Below are 18,597 nucleotides of genomic sequence, written 5' to 3' on the forward strand. Positions count from 1 at the left end.
TCTTCACCATGCCACAGACATGAAACCAGCCATTCGCACTCTGATCATCATTGCCTGCCTGCTGGGCGCCACCTGGCTGATCGCGCAAACCGCGACCACGGCCATGAGCAAAAAGGGCGGCCTTGAAACGCGGCTGGCCATGGCACTGAAGCTCTACCCGGATGCGGATGCCGACAAAAACGGCGTCCTCTCCGTGGACGAGGCGCTGAAGTACGTCGAGGCGCATCCGGAGCTCAAAAAGCTGCTGTCCTCCAAAACCAAATCCGGCGGCCCCAATACCAGCACACCCGGAGAATACACCACGCCCGCCTCCGCCGGTCTGCCGCCTGGGCCGCGCGTGTTTGTCTGCGCGCACAGCTTCATGATCTTCACCGCCAGCCTGCTGCCCAAGATGACCGAGGCTGCGGGTATTGGCTATCAAGACGCCGGGCGGCAAATGATCGGCGGCTCGCGCACGCAGCAGCACTGGGACGCACCAGATGAAAAGAACCTCGCCAAAAAAGTGCTGCGAGAGGGCGGCGTGGACGTGCTCACGCTCTCTCCCCACATGCTGCTGCCGGATGAAGGGATCGACAACTTCACCAAGCTCGGCCTGGAGAAAAACCCCAAGCTGCGTGTGCTGGTGCAGGCCTCATGGCCCGCACGCGACGGCAACCTGACAGGGGCATTCCATAACGCCATGCGCAACGACGCCACCGTGGAAAGCCTGCGCAAGCTGCGTGAGATGCAGCGCGAGCAATGGAACACCAAGCTCGAAGCCCAGGTGACGGCTCTCAACGCCGCCGTGGGCTCGGAAGCCGTGTACATCGTGCCGGTGGGAGACGCCGTCTTTGCGCTGCGCGAGCACGTCATCGCAGGCAAGGCACCCGGCATCTCCCGGCAGGCGGACCTCTTCAAAGATGATCTCGGTCATCCCAGGGAAGCTCTGTCCGTGCTGGTCACCTACTGCCACTTTGCCGCCATCCATCAGCGCAGTCCGGTGGGGCTGCCTGTGCCGGCAGCCCTGAAAGATGCACCTCAGGCGCAGGAACTGAACACCCTGCTGCAACAGCTCGCCTGGCAGGCCGTAACTCAGTACCCGATGAGCGGTGTCAAGACCGCCAGCGCCACCCCCGCCGCTTCCACTCGCTCTTTTGCTTCTGCTCCATGATCCACACACGCCGCTCCTTTTTCCAGCACGCCAGCCTTGCCACCCTCAGCTTCTGGCTCCCGTCCTCCTACGCCGCAGCCACGACCACCAGCCTCGCCCGCAGCACGCCGGAGGCCCAGGGTGTGTCCGGCAGCGGCATCCTCGATTTTCTCGACGCTGTCGCGCGCGAGAAGTTTGAGTTGCACAGCTTCATGATGCTACGGCACGGCCACGTGATCGCCGAAGGCTGGTGGAAGCCCTACGGCCCGGACTTCGTGCACACGATGTACTCCATGAGCAAGAGCTTCACTTCCACTGCGGTCGGGTTCGCCGTGGCCGAAGGAAAGCTGAAAGCAGATGACAAAGTCGTCTCCTTCTTTCCCGACGACCTGCCCGCGCAGATCAGCGAAAACCTCGCCGCCATGCGCATCCAGGATCTCCTGACCATGTCCACCGGGAATGAGAAGGAGCCCACTCAGGCCTGCGTGAAGGAGGAGAACTGGGTGCGCACCTTCCTGGCGCAAAACATCGCGCACAAGCCCGGCACTCAGTTCATGTACAACAGCGCCGCCACCTACATGTGCTCCGCCATCGTGCAGAAGGTCACCGGCCAAACGGTCCTCGACTACCTCACCCCGCGTTTGTTTGAGCCTCTCGGCATCACCGGCATGCGCTGGGAGACCTGCCCGCGCGGCATCAACACCGGCGGCTGGGGCCTGAGCATTCAGACCGAGGGGCTGGCCAAGTTTGGCCAGTTCCTGCTGCAGAAAGGACAGTGGAACGGCAAGCAGCTCCTGCCGGCTGCATGGATCACGGAGGCCACCCAGTTTCACATCCAGCAGCCCGGCGGCGACAAGCCGGACCGTCCCAAATCGCAGAACGACTGGCTGCAGGGTTACGGCTACCAGTTCTGGCGCTGCCAGGGAGGTACCGCCTTCCGTGGCGACGGCGCCTTCGGCCAGTTCACCATCGTGCTGCCGGAGCAGGACGCCGTCATCGTCATGACCAGCGAGAACAAAAACATGCAGGGTCAGCTCGACCTCGTGTGGAAGCATCTCGTGCTCGCCATCGATGCCAAAGCCGAAAAGACCGCCGATCTGAGCCGCCTCAAGTCGCTCAAGCTCGCGCTTCCTCAAGGCCGCAAAACCTCGCCTGCCGCCACCGACAAGAAGTTCACCCTCGAAGCCAACGATCTCGGCCTCAAGTCCGTCTCCTTCGTTTTCAAAGAGAATGCCTGCGTCTTCACCGCCGACGGCCAGAACATCACCTGCGGCCTCGAATCCTGGCACCGGGGAGAGGCCACCTTCCCCGGCACGCCGCCGCGCCTGATCTCCGGCGGCAAACCAAAATCCCCCGTGCCTTCCAAGATCGCCTCCGGCGCCGCCTGGACTGACGATCACACCCTCGTCATGCAGTGGCGCTACTACGAGACTCCGCACAGCGACACCGTAACCTGCGTGTTTGAGGGAGACACAGTGACACTCAGCTTCCTCAACAGCATCACTGCCATGAATCCGAAGGCCAGAGATACGCGCGCGCCGCTAAAGGGACGTGCATGAGTGTAAGCAGAGCATGACAAGCCCCTGATTCACGGCGAGGGTGGGTTTGTTTCATGCAACGTTTCACCTGTGACTGCGGCAATGTGCTTTTCTTCGGCAGTTCACGCTGCCTGAAGTGCAATGGGGTTGTCGGGTATGATCCGCAGTCAGGCAAGATGCTGGGCATCAAGCCCGGAGGCCCCATGAAACGCTGCGACAACGGCGTGCGGCACAACATCTGCAACTGGCTGCTGCCCACCAGCTCCGCCGCCGTGTTCTGCGTAGCCTGCAGCATGAACCGCACCATCCCGAACTTGGGCTCTGAGCGGAACCGCATGCTCTGGTCACGCATGGAAATGGCCAAGCGAAGGCTGATCTACACACTGCTGGGCCTGGGGCTGAATCTGCCGACCAAGAAGACCGATCCGCAAAACGGGCTGGCGTTTGACATCGTCAGCACGCAGTCGGGCACACCGGTGACTACGGGGCATCTCAACGGGGTGATCACGCTGAACCTCGAGGAAGCGGACGACACCTACCGCCAGATCAACCGCCAGCAGCTCGGTGAAAACAGCCGCACCCTGCTGGGGCATTTCCGACATGAAAGCGCGCACTACCTCTGGCAGCGGCATTTGTCCGAGCTGGCGTGGGGAGATCCCATGCGCCTCGCTTTCCGAGAACGCTTTGGCAACGAATGGGATGATTACTCGGCCGCGCTCAATGCCTATTACTCGAACGGTGCGCCTGCCGGATGGGAGCTGAACTACATCACCGCTTATGCCGCCTCTCACCCTTGGGAGGACTGGGCGGAAACGTGGTCGCACTATCTGCAGATCGTTGATGGTCTGGAAACCTGCGAATGCCTGGGCATTCAGGTGCAGTTCATCGCCCTTCCGCTGGTCATGCTACCGGCGGAGTCCGGAAGGCTCCCAGCCACGCTGGCTTCGAGCCCTGCCGCTGATGGCGAGTTTCTCGCATGGCTGCAGCGCTGGATGTGCCTCTCCACCGTGCTCAATGAGATCTCGCTCAGCCTGGGCGAGCAGGCACTGTATCCCTTTGTCATTTCGGTGCGCGTGGCGCAGAAGCTGCGCCTCGCGCATTATTATGCGCAAACATGGGCCTTGAACGGCAGAAAGACCGGCACGGCATGACCAGGCCTTTCATGAGCGCCCTCGGATCACCTCCTTCAGCACAGCCAGGATTGTCTGTGCCGTGAAGGGCTTGAGCAGAAAGTGAGTCACCCCCAGAGATTCGGCGCGCGTGGAGCTGCTCTCGCTGGAAAGCCCGCTGGCGGCGATGATCCGGACATCCGGGTCCAGGCGTTTCAGCACCTGGATGGTCACCTGGCCACCCATGACCGGCATCATCATGTCCGTCACCACCGCAGCCACCTCGCCCCGGTGCATGGAGTAAAGCGCGACAGCCTCCGTGCCATCCGCCGCCGTGATGACCCGGTAGCCAAAACGCTCCAGCGTCTGCTGCGTGATGGTGCGCACGGAGGTTTCATCATCGACGATGAGGATCAGTTCTCCGTTGCCGCGTGGATGCTTGTCGTCCGGCGTGTCCGCTGGCGCGTCTTCGTGTCCATCCGCCGCAGGAAAGCAGGCGCTGAAGGTGGTGCCGTTGCCGGGCTCGCTGTACACATTCAAAAAACCGCCATGGCTTTTGACGATGGCCAGCACCGTGGAGAGCCCGAGACCGGTGCCCTTGCCCAGGTCCTTGGTGGTGAAAAAAGGGTCGAAAATTCGCTCCAGCAGGTTCTGGGGAATGCCGACGCCGGTGTCCGTCACCTTGATCATGACATAGCGCCCGGGCTTGGAGTCCTGGGTCATGCTGGCGTAGTTGGAATCCACTTCCAGACAGCTGGCGGCCACACGTAGCGTTCCTCCCTTGGGCATGGCGTCGCGGGCGTTCACACAGAGGTTCAGCAGCACCTGGTGCACCTGGGTGTGGTCTCCTGAGAAGAGCGGCAGATCCCTGCCAAATTCAGCCTGGAACCGGATGTCTTTCGGAAATGTGTCCTGCACCAGATGCTGCAAGTCCTCGATGATGGCACGCACATTGATGAGCATGCGCCGGCCTTCCACGCCACGGGCAAAGGACAGAATCTGCTGCACCATGTCGGCCCCGCGTTTGGCGCTGGCTTCGATGGTCGAGAGCACCGCCTGCGCACGTTCGTCACGGCTGGTGAGCCGCAGCAGGTCGATCGACATCAGGATAGGGGCCAGCACGTTGTTGAGATCATGCGCAATACCCCCCGCCAGTGTGCCGATGCTCTCCATGCGCTGCGCGCGCAGAAACTGCTGCTCCATTTTCTTCTTTTCGGTGATGTCACTGTTGATGGCCAGCACCGCCTGCGGACGGCCAGCCTCGTCACGCACCAGCGTCCAGCGCCCCTCCACGAGGATGGCGTTCCCGGACTTGGTGACCTGCTGGATTTCCCCGGACCATTCCCCCTGGCTGAGCACCGTGGCAACAGCCTGCTGGTAGGCTGTGAGATCCAGATACATAAAGTCTGCCGCCTGCCGCCCTCGAACCTCTGCCAGAGTCCATCCGTAGAGCGTCTCGGCGCTCTTGTTCCAGTAGGTGATGCCCCGCTCAAGATGACGCACCAGAATGGCATCCCGCGCCTTGTCCAAAAGCGATGCCTGCTCGTGCAGCCGGTCCCCTGCGTTTTTACGCTCGGTGATGTCCTGCGCCACGCCCACGATGCGGTACACCTGCCGGGAAGCATTGCACACGGGAAAAGCACGGTCCCGGATCCAGCGCACCTCACCGTCAGGCCGGAGAATTCGGTACTCCTCATCATAGCCCCCATCCATCTGCCGCGTGAACGCCGCATGCTGCACACGCTCCCGGTCATCGGGATGAATCGCCTCCAGCCAAGTGTGGGGCGCCTTGAGCAGGCTCTCGCATGACCGGCCCCAGATGCGCTCGTAGGCAGGGCTGATGTAAAATATTTTCCCTTTTTCGATGTCACTGATCCAGAACACCTCCTGGATGTTTTCCGCAATCTGGCGAAAGCGCTCCTCGCTCTCCCGCAGCGCATCTTCAGCCAGCTTGCGCTCTGTGATGTTTTCATGAGCCACCACCACGCGCACCGGCCCTACACCGCCAAACTGGGTCACGCGCACCACAAACCAGCGCTGCTCACGCGGACTGTGGCAGGGGTACTCCAGCTGAAACTCCCGCCGCTCTCCGGACATCACGGCACGGATGCCCGCCGCCACCAGCGCAGCCTCTTCTGAAAACCTCCCGGTCGAGGCATCACAAAGCTCCAGATAATTGTCACCCACACCCCGCCGCGCTCCTTTGAAGTCATTCTCGCGGGCAAATCTGTCCCAGGCGGCATTGACTTCGATGATGGTGCCATTTTCATCCAGGATCGCGATATGCGAAGTGAGTGCGTTCAGCGTGGACTGAAGAAAGCGCTTGGATTCCAGAACGGCTTCGGAGGACTTGTTGCGCTCCTGACGCCACCGGCTCTGCTCCAGCGCCTGACGGACGGAGATGCCCAGCCTGGCAAGGCGGTCCTTGAGCAGGTAATCCGTGGCCCCCTTCCTCATCATTTCCACCGCCACATCCTCGCCGATGGTGCCGGAAATGATGATAAAGGGGATGTCCAGCCGACTCTGCTTTAGAAGCTCAAGCGCCTGAGGCGCATTGAACGAAGGCATGTCATAGTCGGAGAGGATGATGTCCAGCCCGGAGCTGAGCTTTTCCTGAAAACCCTGCTCTGTGTCCACGCGCTGCCAGCCGGGCTCAAAGCCGGACTGTCTCAGGACGCGCAGCACCAGTTCAGCGTCATTCGGTTCATCTTCCAGCAGCAGGACGTTCAGCGGCTCGCTCATGCTACTTTTCCAGCTTGGGTGGTTGGTTGATCAGGAGCCAGTACATGCCCAGATCCTGCACGGCACTGGTAAAGCCCTCGAAATTCACCGGTTTGACGATGTAGCTGTTGACCCCGAGCTGGTAGCTTTTGACGACATCTGCCTGCTCCTTAGACGAGGTCAGCACCACCACTGGAATCAGCTTGGTGCGCTCGTCCCCCTTGATTCGCTCCAGCACCTCCAGGCCGTCCACTTTCGGCAGCTTCAGGTCCAGCAGGATGAGCTTGGGCGTGTCCTCGATTTTTCTCTCGATGTAGTCCCCCTCACAAAAGATGAAATCCAGCGCCTCCGCGCCGTCACGCACCACATGAATGTGATTGCCCAGGTTGGCGTTGCGCAAGGCACGCTGCGTCAGCTCCAGGTCCTCCAGGCTGTCTTCGACCAGCAGAATTTCGATGATTTGGTTGGCGTTCATCTTGGGTTGTCTCCTCCGAGTGTGAAATAAAAAGTCGCTCCCTGGTCTGGAACCGCCTGGGCCCAGACACGGCCGCCATGGCGGTGAATGACACGCTGCACAATGGCGAGCCCCACCCCCGTGCCGTCATAGTCCTCCGCACGGTGCAGCCGCTGAAACACGCCAAACAGCTTGTGCGCATAGCGCATGTCAAAGCCGGTGCCGTTGTCGCGCACATAATACACGGGCCTGCCCTCTTCCGTTGTGCTGCCGATCTCGATGACGGCGCCCTCACGCTTCTGGGTGTACTTGAAGGCATTCGAAAGCAGGTTCACCCAGACCTGCTTGAGCAGAGCGGGATCTCCCTCGCAGGTAGGAAGGTCATCGAGCTGCAACTCGACCTGTCGGCCCTCTCTCGCGCCGCTCATTTCATCCAGCACCGCCTGCACAAGCACGCGTGTGTCGATCGTCCGCCAGCTCATGGCCGCACGGCTCAGTCTCGAGAAGCTCAGCAGGTCATCGATCAAATTGCCCATGCGCTGCGCACTCGATCGGATGATCTGCAAATAGCGCTGCCCGTCCGGCGGAAGTTGCGCGCCAAAGTCCTCCAGCACAGCTCTGGAAAACCCGTCCATGGCCCGCAGCGGTGCCCGCAGGTCATGCGAAACCGAGTAGGAAAAGGACTCCAGCTCCTTGTTGGCAGCCTGCAGCTGCTGATTGGCAGCCTGCACCTTCTGCGAGCTCTGGAAAATCTCCGCCTCCATCTGCTGCAGCCGGGCGCTGAGACTGCTATCCTTGTCTGCCTCGGTGTCTCGGCTGCGCACAAACTCCGTCACATCCTCCACACGGTGGATGATGTATTTGATCCTGCGCCCCTCCCCCACCAAAGGCGAGTTGATCGGGCTCCAGTAACGATCTTCAAAGATTCCGTCAGGTCGGCGCACATCATACTTCTGGATCGCCATCGTGTCCGGCTCGGCGCTTTGCAGCACGCGCTCCAAAGAGGCCCGCAGGTTTGCCACGCCCGTTGCATCCGGCTCATCCGGATTATCCGGAAAGGCTTCAAAGATCCCGCGCCCGATAATGCCCTCGCGCGTGGTCAGCGTGGCCTTCAGGTAAGCATCGCTGGCGGCCACAATCTTGAAGTCCGGCGTCAGCACCAGATACAGCCCCGGCAGAGATTCAAAGAGGCTCTTCAGCTCCGCCCGGCTGCTTCTCAGGTCGGCATTCGCCGCCTCAAGCTGCGCCGTGCGTTCGGCCACCCGCAGCTCCAGCTCTGCGTTCAGGCGGCGGACTTCTTCTTCCGCCCGCTTCCGCTCCGTGATGTCCGCAAACATCGTGATCACCACCCGCTCGTCCTCCCCCGGAAAATCCACCATCTCCATGGAGATCAGCGCATCCAGCAGACCCCGGCTGCGATTGCGGAACCGGCCTTCGTGGTCACGCACAATCCCCTGTCTCAGAAGCCTGATCATCACGCTCGTTCGCTCCTCCGCAGAGTCCCACAGCTTCAGTTCCACTGCATTCTGGCCGATCAGCTCCTCCCGCTTGAAACCGAACATCTGGCAGTAGCGCTCGTTGACCTCAATGAACCGCCCCTCGCGGATTGTCGTCACGCACATGGCCCCCGGATTGGTACGGAAGACCTTCGCAAAACGCGCCTCGCTCTGCCTCAGCGCAGCCTCAGCCTCCCGGTTGCGGGTGATGTCCCGCACCACCTTGGAGGCACCGATGATCTGCCCCTGCCGGCTGCGGATGGGTGACACAGAAACCGAGACATCCACCGATCTCCCATTTTTGGTCAGCCGCACCGTTTCAAAGGCCCCGATGCGCCCGCCATCCCTGATCTGCGCTAAAATTTCATGCTCCTCATGCAGGCGTTCATCCGGAATGATCTGTGTGATCGAGCGCCCCACCATTTCAACTGCCGTAAAGCCAAACAGCCTTTCTGCGCCCGCATTCCAGCTCGTCACGATGCCATCCAGATTTTTGCTGATGATGGCGTCTTCAGAAGAGTCCACAATTGCTGCCAGCATCGCGATAGCCTCTTCAGTCCGGCTGGAACCGCCATCTTCAAAGCTCTGGCTGCCTGCATGATTCGGCTTTGTGGCCCCAGTTTTCATGCGATTCAGAAGGTCCTGCGCATGACTCCACCATCAACCCTGACGGATTGCCCAAAATTCGCCTGCCCTTCTCGGGACAAGGCTTCGGGAGCTAAATATGTTGATCGAGGGTTTGCCCGCATGATTGCGCGTGATTATTATTACAGCATGAGAGATACATCTATTCTCATAAAGCCAATCAAACATGCAATACTGAAGTGAAAGCAGTTCAATCTTAGGCGAATTTCGAGATCACCAAAGATTCCAATTAAAGGCTTAGAAGAAACGGGAGGCTTATCGCGCCTGCCGCTGCCATTGCATAGCTTTCCAACTCAGGGGTCGGCTAGCTCCGAATGTGGAAGCGAACCCAAAGACTGGAGTAGGCGCAAAAAAAGAGCGGCCATTGCTGGCCGCCCTCGTAGGTTTTGGGGTTTGAAAAGAGATCGCTCCGTTTAGTAGCGGTAGTGGTCCGTCTTGTAGGGGCCTTCCACTGGCACGCCGATGTAGTCGGCCTGCTCCTGGGTCAGCTTGGTCAGCTTCACGCCGATCTTCGCCAGGTGGAGGCGGGCCACTTCTTCGTCCAGCTTCTTGGGCAGCACGGTCACGCCCACAGGGCGGGAATCCTTGGTTTCCCAGAGCTCGATCTGGGCCAGGCACTGGTTGGTGAAGCTGTTGCTCATCACAAAGCTCGGGTGGCCAGTGGCGCAGCCGAGGTTCACGAGACGGCCTTCAGCCAGCATGAAAATGCTGTTGCCGGCCGGGAAGGTGTACTTGTCCACCTGCGGCTTGATGTTGAGGCGCTTGACGTCCGTGCGGGCGTTGAGCTTGTCCACCTGGATCTCGTTGTCGAAGTGACCGATGTTGCACACGATGGCCTGGTCCTTCATCTTCTCCATGTGCTCAAGACGGATGATGTCCTTGTTGCCCGTCGTGGTGACGTAGATGTCTCCGGTGCCGAGGGTGTCCTCGATCGGCATCACACGGTAGCCTTCCATGGCGGCCTGCAGGGCGCAGACGGGGTCGATTTCGGTCACGATGACCTGAGCGCCCATGCCACGGAGAGCGGCGGCGCAGCCCTTGCCCACGTCGCCGTAACCGCAGACGACGCCGACCTTGCCGGCGATCATGACGTCCGTGGCGCGCTTGATGCCATCCAGCAGGGACTCGCGGCAGCCGTAGAGGTTGTCGAACTTGGACTTGGTGACGCTGTCGTTCACGTTGATGGCGGGGAAGAGCAGCTTGCCAGCCTTGGCCATTTCATAGAGGCGATGCACGCCCGTGGTGGTCTCTTCGGAGACGCCCTTGAGGTCCTTGACGATCTTGTGGAAGATGCCGGGCTGGTTCTTGGCGATGTCCTTGAGCAGGTCCTTGATGACCTTCACTTCGTGGTTGTCGGAGGGGGTCTCGACCCACTTGTCGCCGTTTTCCATCTCATAGCCCTTGTGGATGAGGAGGGTCACGTCGCCGCCGTCATCGACGATGAGCTGCGGGCCATTGTCGCCGGGGAAGATGATGGCCTTCCAGGTGCACCACCAGTACTCTTCGAGGGTCTCACCTTTCCAGGCGAAGACAGGGGTGCCGGAGGCTGCGATGGCAGCGGCAGCGTGGTCCTGGGTGGAGAAAATGTTGCAGGAAGCCCAGCGGACATCAGCGCCCAGTTCCTTCAGCGTCTCGATCAGCACGCCGGTCTGGATGGTCATGTGCAGGGAGCCGGTGATGCGGACGCCAGCGAGGGGCTTCTTGGGGCCGTACTTCTCGCGGGTGGCCATGAGGCCGGGCATTTCGCTCTCGGCGATGTCGAGTTCCTTACGGCCAAAGTCGGCCAGGGCGATGTCTTTTACTTTATAATCGGACATGAGGTGTGTCGTGGGTTCAGGTTAGGGTGAAATAGAACGAATCAACGTATCAGGATACGTTGATATGTTCCAAATGGATGCCTCGCTGTCAAACGGGGATTTATCCATCCCGGACTCTGCGTTTGTTGCTCACCCACCATGAAACTCGCCTCCCTCCTCCTGATCCTCGGGCTCGCCGCCTCGCTCCACGCCGAAGACCTCCACCCCGCTGCCGACGCCCCCGGTTTCGTCCCGCTCTTCAATGGCAAGGACCTCACCGGCTGGAAAACCACCGGCAACTGGCTCGTCGAGCCCGATGGCAGCCTTTCCCTGCATCCGCGTGAGGGAGAGAAAGGCTGGCAGCGCTACGATGCCTACATCGCCACCGAAAAACTCTACGGCGACTTCGTGCTCGATCTCGAGTTCAAGATCAATGCCAAGGGCAACAGCGGCGTCTTCATGCGCGTGGCCGACATGAAGGAACCCGTGAAAACCGGCTTTGAGGTCCAGATCCTCGACACCTACGGCCTCGAAAAACCCGGCCACCACGACTGCGGCGGCATCGTGCACGGCATCGGTCCGTCCAAAAACATGGTGAAACCCGCCGGGGAGTGGAACCGCTACACCATCACCGTCAAAGGTCGCAGTGTGAAAGTCGTCTTCAATGGCGAGGAAGTCATCAACACCACCCTGGAAGACATGAAAATGGCCGACCGCCCTAATCTCGGCCACATCGCCTTCCAGGACGAGGCCCTCCGTGTCTGGTACCGAAATGTGCGGATCAAGGAGCTCAAGTAGCTGCCTTCCTCGCCACTTTTCAGCCATGAATGACTGGCCCCAGCAACTCACGCTCATCTACAGCGTGCTCGCCTACCATATGTTTCTGCGGCCTCTGCTGGGAGGCTGGCTGCAACAGGGTTTTGTGCGGGAGGGGCGCATGGCGGAGATGCAGCGCTCGGTCTTCAATGCCCTCGTGAAAGTCTGGCTGGTGCCTCCGATCGTCCTGCCAGCCATCAGTGTGGAAAAGCTCACCTCCGCTCCCCTGCCGCAGGGCTTCACCGTGCGCCTCTGCCAGCCGGAGGACAGCCCGTCATGCCTTGAAATCTACCGCCTCAATGCCCCTGGTCGCTTCCCGGAGGAGGTGGAGCAGGAATTTGCCGCGTTGCTGGAAAAAGACGGCGGTTCGATGCTCGTCATTGAGAAGGATGGCCGCATCCTGGCATGTGGAGGTGCGGCCCTGCAAGATGGCACCGGGGGATTGCACTTCGGCTTGATCCATCCCGATTTTCAAAAGCAGGGCATCGGCCGCCTGCTGCTCATGGCCCGCCTGGTCCGCTTTGATTGCGCTGTACTTGCTATCCACATCTATTCAGTCGCCGACTCGGTGGGCTACTATGAGCGCTATGGTTTCAGGCGCTTCGGGCTCTGGTATTCCCATGACGGCGGCGCACATCCCGTCGCAGGTGTATCCTTGCATCCTGAAAACCGCCAGAAGCTTGCCTCCTTTCTTTCGGACGCAGGCTACCCCGTGCCACCGCCCCTGCCCGCCAGCACAACTGCCGGATAGATGCGCTCGCGCGCCGCAGTTTCAGCAGGCCATGAACCACCGCCATGTCCTCCTCCTGCTGCTGCTGGGCTGCGCCTTGATCTCCGCCCAGGCCGCCGACACACGCCCCAATGTCCTCCTGCTCATGGCGGATGATCTGGCAGCGACTCTGGGCTGCTACGGCCACCCGCAGGCCAAAACGCCGAACCTCGACGCGCTGGCCAAGCGCAGCGTGGTGTTTCACCGTGCCTACTGCCAGTTCCCGCACTGCAACCCCTCCCGCTCCTCCATGATGAGCGGCTTGCGACCCAATACGACCCGCGTCACCAACAACGAGGACAACCTCTACACCAACCTCCCCGACGTCCTCACCCTGCCCCACCACTTTCGCAGCAACAGCTACACCACCGCTCGCTGTGGCAAGATCTTCCACCTAGGCGTGCCCTCCGGCCTCGAAAGCATGGACGATCCCAAGGCCTGGGACTTCGGCACTCCTTTCAAGAACGAACTGCCCTACCCGCCCAAACGCGAGAGCAGCGTCAAGGTGAAGACGGGCAAAAAACAGGGCCTCGGCTGGCAGGAAATCCCCGGCGACGACGACCAGCTCGTGGACGGCAACTTCGCCAAAACCGCCATCGACTGGCTGGGCCGCCGTGACAAAACGAAGCCTTTCTTCCTCGCCGTCGGCTTCCACCGTCCGCACCTCCCCCTCGTGGCGCCAGCGAAGTATTTCGATCTCTATCCCCTCGAAAAAATCACCCTGCCCGAGGCCACTGCCGACGACGAGGCAGACATCCCCGCCCCTGCTCGCAATGGCGCGGTGCCCGGTTACGCGCTCACCTGCACGCCGGAGCAGCGCCGTGCCGCCATCCGGGCCTACCTCGCCTGCGTCAGCTACGTGGACGCCCAGGCGGGGCGGGTGCTCAATGCCATCAAGCAGATGGGCCTGGACGACAACACCATCATCATCTTCACCAGCGACCACGGCTGGCACCTCGGCGAGCACGGCCTGTGGCACAAACGCAGCCTCTTTGAGGAATGCGCACGCGTGCCCTTCATCATGCACACCCCCGGCATGAAGACCGGTGGCCAGGAAAGCCGCGGCCTCATCGAGCTGCTGGATGTGTATCCCACCCTTTGCGATCTGTGCGGCGTTCCTGCGCCAAAGCACCTGCAGGGCCGCTCACTGAACCCGCTGCTCCGCGACCCATCCGCCTCCATCCATCAGGAGGCCTTTACGCAGGCACGTCGTGGCAAGAATGCCGAATTCTGGGGCCGCACCATCCGCACCTCACGCTGGCGCTGCACCGAATGGGACGAAGGGAAAAATGGCCTCGAACTCTACGACCACGACAACGATCCCCACGAGTACACCAACCTCGCTGCCGCTCCCCAGCACGCCGGGGTGCTGAAAGAACTGCGAGCACGTCTGGCAGAGAAGCTGCCGCCGATCACGCAGTAGTCACACCCGCCTCAGTCTCATCACCGCCTCCCGCGCCCTCACCAGAAAGTCCGGCTTCGACTCCTCATCCTCCAGCCGGATCGGCTCGCCAAACGTCACGCTGCCCAGCACCGGCACCGGCAGGACTTCTCCCTTGGGCAGGATGCGGTTCAGATTCTCCATCCACACCGGAACCAGTTGCACATCCGGCCGCTTTTTTGCCAGATGATACAGCCCCGGCTTGAAAGGCTGCGGCTCATCTCCGGAGTGGCGGCCACCTTCCGGAAAGAGGATCAGCGAGTGCCGGTCCCCCAGCGCATTCACCATCTCCACCAGCGGATTCGCATCAGGCGTGGGCTTCTTGCGCTCGATCAGCACGGCATTGAAAACATGGCAGGCCAGAAAGGGGCGCACCCGGCCCACAGACCAGTAGTCCTTCGCCCCGATCAGGCGCGTCACGGCCCGGATCGGCGGCGGCAGGGAGGCCCAGAGTACCGGCCCGTCAAGGTTGCTGGTGTGATTGGCAAAGTACACCCGCTGCACCAGCTCCGGCGCACAGCCCTGCCAGCGGGCCACGGAACCCGAGAACATGCGCAACGAACCCGCGATGAGACTGCGAATCATGAGCATGAAGATGCGTGAAGAAGATCAAGTTGTCACGCGCCTTGCTTATTCGTAATGCTCTGCTCTTTCGCACATGCCAAATTCCACCCCATCCCCTCCTGATGCTTCCACGTGGATGACCGCTTTGGCGAACTTCCTCCTGGACGAACCGTCGGTCGAGTCCATCCGGCTGAATCCGGAAGCCAGACGCGTGGAAATGGCCACGCTCGGCCATGTGGACGGCGAAATGCTGCAGGCAAAGCTCTCCGAGATCCTGCGCGCCGTGGACGCCCGCTGGCTCAGGCAAAACGGCCACGTGACGCCCAGCCACGGCATGCTGGATGTGCAGGAAAAAGACGGCGCCTTTGTGCTGGCCAAGCCCTCGTGCCCCACCGCACCCAAGTTCTGGAAGTGGCGCGACTTCGCCTGGCCTGAACCCGACGAGATCGAGCAGGAAAGCGAGGACGAATGGCGCACGCTCGCGCTGCAGGCAGGCATTTGCGCCGTAGCTCTCGCCGCAGGCTACATCACCGAGCGCTTCTTTTCCGCCCCTCACTGGCTGCCGAAAAGCCTCTTTGCCATCTCCCTGGTTTCCGGCGGCTGGGACGCCGCCAAAGACACCTGGGAAAACATGCGCGAGCGCCGGCTGGATGTTCATTTTCTCATGCTGGCCGTGGCACTCGGTGCCGTGTCCATCGGTGCCTGGGAGGAGGGTGCCCTCCTGCTGTTCCTCTTCTCCACCTCCGGTGCTCTCGAGCACTTTGTCATGTTCCGCACGCACCGGGAGATCAATGCCCTGACCAAGTCGGCCCCCAAATTTGCCCACGTCCTGCAGCCTGACGGCAGCACCGCAGACCGCGCCGTGCAGTCCCTCCAGGTGGGAGAGGTCATCGTGGTCAAGCCGGACGAACTCTTTGCCGTGGACGGCACCGTCATCTCGGGCTCCACGGCAGCGGATGAGTCCACCCTCACCGGCGAGGCTGTGCCCATCCCCAAGGAAGCGGGTGCCCCCATTTACGGCGGCACCTTGAACCAATGGGGGCTCGTCCACGTGCGTGTGGACCGCCTGGCCACACAGAGCGCCCTGGCCAAGATCATCACCCTCATCCAAACCGCCCAGCATCTGCGAGCCCCCAGCCAGCGCTTTACCGACCGCTTTGGCACACGCTACACCATCCTCACCCTCAGCGTTGTGGCCGCCATGTTCTTCATCTGGTGGCTGGCACTCGGCATCCCACCTTTTGAAAACACCGTTGCGTCCAAGTCCTCCTTCTACCGTGCCATGACGCTGCTGGTGGTCATGAGCCCCTGCGCCCTCGTGCTCTCCATCCCCTCCGCCATCCTGGCCGCCATCGCCTGGGGGGCCCGGCGCGGCGTGCTCTTCCGCGGCGGCGCGGCCATCGAAAAGCTCGCCGAGGTGGACGTCATCGCCATGGACAAAACGGGTACCCTCACCGAGGGCGAGCTGAAGGTCAGCCGGATCGAAAGCTTCCCCGCCGGACGCGAGCAGGAGGTGCTGCGCATCGCCGCCAGCCTGGAGGCCAACTCCAACCACCCCATCGCGCGCGCCATCACCCAGCACGCCAAGGCCCAGGGCATCGAGATGGAAAAACTGGCCGAGTTTCAGTCCATCACCGGCCAGGGCCTGCGCGGCCGCACCGAGCGCGGGCTCAGCTACGTAGGCCGCCGCGAGCTCGTCAAAGACAGCCCCCTCGGCGCGGTGCTGGCGGCGGTGCCAGACGCCCCCCTTGGGTTCAGCGAGGTCTGGGTCCTCCACGAGCAGATCGTCGGCCGCGTCCTCCTCAAGGACGAAATCCGCGCCGGCAGCCGAGGCGTTCTCGAACGCCTCGCCGCCGACGGCGTGCGCACCATCATGCTCACCGGAGACCGCCGTGCCGCCGCCGCCGAGGTGGGGGAAAAGCTCGGCATCGCCGAGGTCCGCGCCGGACTCCACCCCGAGGACAAGGTGGCCGCCATCCGCGAACTCACCCAATCAGGCCACAAGGTGGCCATGGTGGGGGATGGCGTCAACGACGCCCCCAGCCTCGCCGCCGCCTACGTCTCCGTCGCCATGGGCGCTCGCGGCAGCGACGCCGCCCTGGAGCAGAGCGACGTGGTGCTCATGCAGGACAAGATCGAAAAGCTCCTCTCCGCCCGCCGCATCAGCGAGCGCGCCCGCCGCATCATTCAGCAAAACCTCGTCATCTCCCTCGGCAGCGTCATCGTCATGGCCGTGGCCTCGCTCTTCGGCATCGTACCGCTCACCGTGGGGGTGCTGACGCACGAAGGCAGCACGGTGGTGGTGTGTCTGAACAGCCTGCGTCTGCTCTTCGAAAAAGAGTAAATCCCCCCATTTTCCTTCTGTGTAACTCCGTGCTGGACGATTCCCCCCTTTTCTTCATACAGTAGAGAAAATCGGCATGCGCATTCTTTCCAAAGTCCTCTGGACCCTAGCTTTCCTCGTCGCCACCTTCATCTGGATGGTGCTCTTTGAGCACGGATTCAGCATGAAGGGCCTGACCGAAGGAACAGGAGCGGAACTGCGTGGCATCGCCGCATGGTTTGGTGGCGGGAAAAAATAGCCCGCCCCGCTTTCTTCAACCGACCAGATCCATCCCCCCCTCAAAGATTATGACCGTTACCGAAGCCGAAATCGACCCCAAGTACCAAGCCCTTTGGAAAAAAGCCCTCATTTCCGCCGAACGGAAAAACTGGGAGTATGTGATCGACCAGATGATGCCCATCGTGACGGCCAACGTCGGATTTCTGGACGGTCGCAAGCTGCTGCGCAGCGCGGAAGGAGAAGTCGCCGGCAGCGGCGGCAAGAAATTCAGCTTTGGTCTGGGCGGCCTGAAGCCCACCTCCAAGAAGGACCCGGTCGAGACCATCGCCGACATGGAGGAAAACATCTTCCGCAAGGACCCCTTCAATCTGAATGCCAACGAGCAGCTCTATGACATTGCGATGAAGATGCAGTTCACGGACCTGGCATCGTTTGCCTTGGAGACCATCCGGGCCGGCCACCCTGACAACACCAAAAACATGCACAAGCTGGCCCAGCATTACCTGGCACACCAGCAGCCGGAAAAAGCCGCCGATGTCTTCAACGCCATCCTGAAGGTCAACCCCCGTGACATGGAGGCCATGCAGGGCGAAAAGAATGCCGCCGCTCAAAGCTCCATCAAAAACCAGGGCTGGGGCTCCGCCAACTTCAAGGATGCCATGAAGGACTCAGGCGAGGCCGCCAAGCTGGAAATGCTCAGCCGCCAGGGCATGACGAATGAGCAGATGGAGCAGTTCCTCGCGGAAACCATCGAGCAATACAACGCCGACCAGGGGAACATCGTCATTGTCAAGCGCATGTCAGACCTGTATGAGCGCCTCGGGCAGCTCGAAACCGCGCTCATGTTCTACGACTACGCTCTCACCCTCAATCCCGGTGACGTCGCCCTCCAGCGCAAAGTGGAAAACCTGCGCGACAAGGTGCAGGACATGAAGATTGAGGAATACGAGCGGGAAATCGAGACCAATCCTGATGCGCCAGACATCGATGACAAACGCGCCCAACTCGCGGAAATCCGCCGTCAGCGTGCCAGTGTTGTCATCAGCGAGGCCAAGACCCGCGTGGACCGCAACCCCACCGACAAGACTCTGCGCTATGAACTGGGCCAGGCCTATTTCAACGCCGGCATGTACGGAGAAGCCCTCCCCGAGCTTCAGCAGGCAAAGTCCAACCCTAACATGCGCATCAAGGCGATCCTCATGCTAGGCCGCTGCTTCGAGCGCAAAAACATGAACGACCTGGCCAAAACCTCCCTGATGGAAGCCGCCAAGGAGCTGCTCGTCATGGATGCCACCAAGAAGGAAGTGCTCTACGAACTGGCCAACGTGCTCGAAAAAATGGGCGACAAAACCGCGAGCCTGGATGCGCTGAAGGAAATCTACAACGCCGACTACGGCTACCGGGACGTGGCGAAACGGGTGGAGTCTTCCTACTCCTGATCCGCCGCCCAGCCCCCCCCTGTTCCTGCAACACCCCGTTTCGCATTCCGAAACGGGGTGTTTTTTGTTCACATCCAAATGGTACTGGAAAGCCGGAACACGTCCGCCATCTTGCGG

14 protein-coding genes are annotated in these 18,597 nt (G+C 61.2%); 9 read left to right on the forward strand and 5 right to left on the reverse strand.

The features are described 5' to 3' along the window. The first annotated feature begins 19 nt into the window (after positions 1-19). The 3 genes from ACFQDI_RS14920 to ACFQDI_RS14930 are packed head-to-tail and all read left to right on the forward strand — an operon-like array spanning position 20 to position 3,818. Positions 20-1,150 (forward strand): hypothetical protein, encoded by a 1,131-nt coding sequence (locus ACFQDI_RS14920; RefSeq protein WP_377168121.1) that lies wholly within the window; start codon positions 20-22, stop codon positions 1,148-1,150. After that, entirely contained in the window at positions 1,147-2,688 is a 1,542-nt protein-coding gene (locus tag ACFQDI_RS14925) for a serine hydrolase domain-containing protein (protein ID WP_377168123.1), read from the forward strand. The genes ACFQDI_RS14920 and ACFQDI_RS14925 overlap by 4 nt, the downstream gene beginning before the upstream one ends. A 53-nt stretch (positions 2,689-2,741) precedes the next feature. Next, entirely contained in the window at positions 2,742-3,818 is a 1,077-nt protein-coding gene (locus ACFQDI_RS14930; protein ID WP_377168125.1) for a zinc-binding metallopeptidase family protein, read from the forward strand. A 9-nt stretch (positions 3,819-3,827) separates the two neighbouring features. On the opposite strand, the gene ACFQDI_RS14935 is transcribed toward ACFQDI_RS14930, so the two are convergent. The 4 genes from ACFQDI_RS14935 to ahcY form a co-directional block, all read right to left on the reverse strand. Then, entirely contained in the window at positions 3,828-6,518 is a 2,691-nt protein-coding gene (locus ACFQDI_RS14935) for a PAS domain S-box protein (RefSeq protein ID WP_377168127.1), read from the reverse strand. 1 nt (position 6,519) lies between these two features. Further along, a complete protein-coding gene (locus tag ACFQDI_RS14940) occupies positions 6,520-6,972 on the reverse strand; it encodes a response regulator (protein WP_377168129.1) in 453 nt (150 codons plus the stop codon). Further along, complete coding sequence (locus ACFQDI_RS14945; protein WP_377168131.1) at positions 6,969-9,074, reverse strand: PAS domain-containing sensor histidine kinase; 2,106 nt, start codon at positions 9,072-9,074, stop codon at positions 6,969-6,971. Before ACFQDI_RS14945 ends, ACFQDI_RS14940 begins: the two co-directional genes overlap by 4 nt. A 431-nt stretch (positions 9,075-9,505) precedes the next feature. Further along, positions 9,506-10,909, reverse strand: a complete 1,404-nt coding sequence (gene ahcY, locus ACFQDI_RS14950; RefSeq protein ID WP_377168133.1) for an adenosylhomocysteinase — start codon at positions 10,907-10,909, stop codon at positions 9,506-9,508. 138 nt (positions 10,910-11,047) lie between these two features. Here ahcY and ACFQDI_RS14955 point away from each other — a divergent pair, with 138 nt between their 5' ends. From ACFQDI_RS14955 to ACFQDI_RS14965, 3 genes are read left to right on the forward strand one after another with little or no spacing between them, the layout of a single operon-like run. Continuing rightward, positions 11,048-11,686 (forward strand): 3-keto-disaccharide hydrolase, encoded by a 639-nt coding sequence (locus tag ACFQDI_RS14955; protein ID WP_377168135.1) that lies wholly within the window; start codon positions 11,048-11,050, stop codon positions 11,684-11,686. A 25-nt stretch (positions 11,687-11,711) separates the two neighbouring features. After that, positions 11,712-12,455 (forward strand): GNAT family N-acetyltransferase, encoded by a 744-nt coding sequence (locus ACFQDI_RS14960; RefSeq protein ID WP_377168137.1) that lies wholly within the window; start codon positions 11,712-11,714, stop codon positions 12,453-12,455. Between the two features lie 31 nt (positions 12,456-12,486). Further along, a complete protein-coding gene (locus tag ACFQDI_RS14965; RefSeq protein WP_377168139.1) occupies positions 12,487-13,896 on the forward strand; it encodes a sulfatase in 1,410 nt (469 codons plus the stop codon). Here ACFQDI_RS14965 and ACFQDI_RS14970 read toward each other — a convergent pair whose 3' ends face one another. Continuing rightward, positions 13,897-14,499 (reverse strand): lysophospholipid acyltransferase family protein, encoded by a 603-nt coding sequence (locus ACFQDI_RS14970; protein ID WP_377168141.1) that lies wholly within the window; start codon positions 14,497-14,499, stop codon positions 13,897-13,899. 73 nt (positions 14,500-14,572) lie between these two features. Between ACFQDI_RS14970 and ACFQDI_RS14975 the strand changes: the two genes are divergently transcribed. From ACFQDI_RS14975 to ACFQDI_RS14985, 3 genes are all read left to right on the forward strand, one after another. Then, complete coding sequence (locus ACFQDI_RS14975; protein WP_377168143.1) at positions 14,573-16,822, forward strand: heavy metal translocating P-type ATPase; 2,250 nt, start codon at positions 14,573-14,575, stop codon at positions 16,820-16,822. 76 nt (positions 16,823-16,898) lie between these two features. After that, the gene (locus tag ACFQDI_RS14980; protein WP_377168145.1) at positions 16,899-17,060 is read left to right on the forward strand and encodes a hypothetical protein; all 162 of its coding nucleotides are present in this window, start codon (positions 16,899-16,901) and stop codon (positions 17,058-17,060) included. 49 nt (positions 17,061-17,109) lie between these two features. Next, the gene (locus ACFQDI_RS14985; RefSeq protein WP_377168147.1) at positions 17,110-18,480 is read left to right on the forward strand and encodes a tetratricopeptide repeat protein; all 1,371 of its coding nucleotides are present in this window, start codon (positions 17,110-17,112) and stop codon (positions 18,478-18,480) included. Positions 18,481-18,597: the final 117 nt, after the last annotated feature.

Origin of the sequence: Prosthecobacter fluviatilis (assembly GCF_042655725.1) — a bacterium.
Lineage (GTDB): Bacteria > Verrucomicrobiota > Verrucomicrobiia > Verrucomicrobiales > Verrucomicrobiaceae > Prosthecobacter > Prosthecobacter fluviatilis.

Excerpts from the sequence above, each read along its gene's own strand:
- ACFQDI_RS14925 (WP_377168123.1), top strand. The coding sequence starts at position 1,147 with ATGATCCACACACGCCGCTCCTTTTTCCAGCACGCCAGCCTTGCCACC.
- ACFQDI_RS14975 (WP_377168143.1), top strand. The coding sequence starts at position 14,573 with ATGCCAAATTCCACCCCATCCCCTCCTGATGCTTCCACGTGGATGACC.
- ACFQDI_RS14940 (WP_377168129.1), bottom strand. The coding sequence starts at position 6,972 with ATGAACGCCAACCAAATCATCGAAATTCTGCTGGTCGAAGACAGCCTG.
- ACFQDI_RS14920 (WP_377168121.1), top strand. The coding sequence starts at position 20 with ATGAAACCAGCCATTCGCACTCTGATCATCATTGCCTGCCTGCTGGGC.
- ahcY (WP_377168133.1), bottom strand. The coding sequence starts at position 10,909 with ATGTCCGATTATAAAGTAAAAGACATCGCCCTGGCCGACTTTGGCCGT.
- ACFQDI_RS14985 (WP_377168147.1), top strand. The coding sequence starts at position 17,110 with ATGACCGTTACCGAAGCCGAAATCGACCCCAAGTACCAAGCCCTTTGG.
- ACFQDI_RS14965 (WP_377168139.1), top strand. The coding sequence starts at position 12,487 with ATGAACCACCGCCATGTCCTCCTCCTGCTGCTGCTGGGCTGCGCCTTG.
- ACFQDI_RS14930 (WP_377168125.1), top strand. The coding sequence starts at position 2,742 with ATGCAACGTTTCACCTGTGACTGCGGCAATGTGCTTTTCTTCGGCAGT.
- ACFQDI_RS14970 (WP_377168141.1), bottom strand. The coding sequence starts at position 14,499 with ATGATTCGCAGTCTCATCGCGGGTTCGTTGCGCATGTTCTCGGGTTCC.
- ACFQDI_RS14945 (WP_377168131.1), bottom strand. The coding sequence starts at position 9,074 with ATGAAAACTGGGGCCACAAAGCCGAATCATGCAGGCAGCCAGAGCTTT.
- ACFQDI_RS14935 (WP_377168127.1), bottom strand. The coding sequence starts at position 6,518 with ATGAGCGAGCCGCTGAACGTCCTGCTGCTGGAAGATGAACCGAATGAC.
- ACFQDI_RS14955 (WP_377168135.1), top strand. The coding sequence starts at position 11,048 with ATGAAACTCGCCTCCCTCCTCCTGATCCTCGGGCTCGCCGCCTCGCTC.
- ACFQDI_RS14980 (WP_377168145.1), top strand. The coding sequence starts at position 16,899 with ATGCGCATTCTTTCCAAAGTCCTCTGGACCCTAGCTTTCCTCGTCGCC.
- ACFQDI_RS14960 (WP_377168137.1), top strand. The coding sequence starts at position 11,712 with ATGAATGACTGGCCCCAGCAACTCACGCTCATCTACAGCGTGCTCGCC.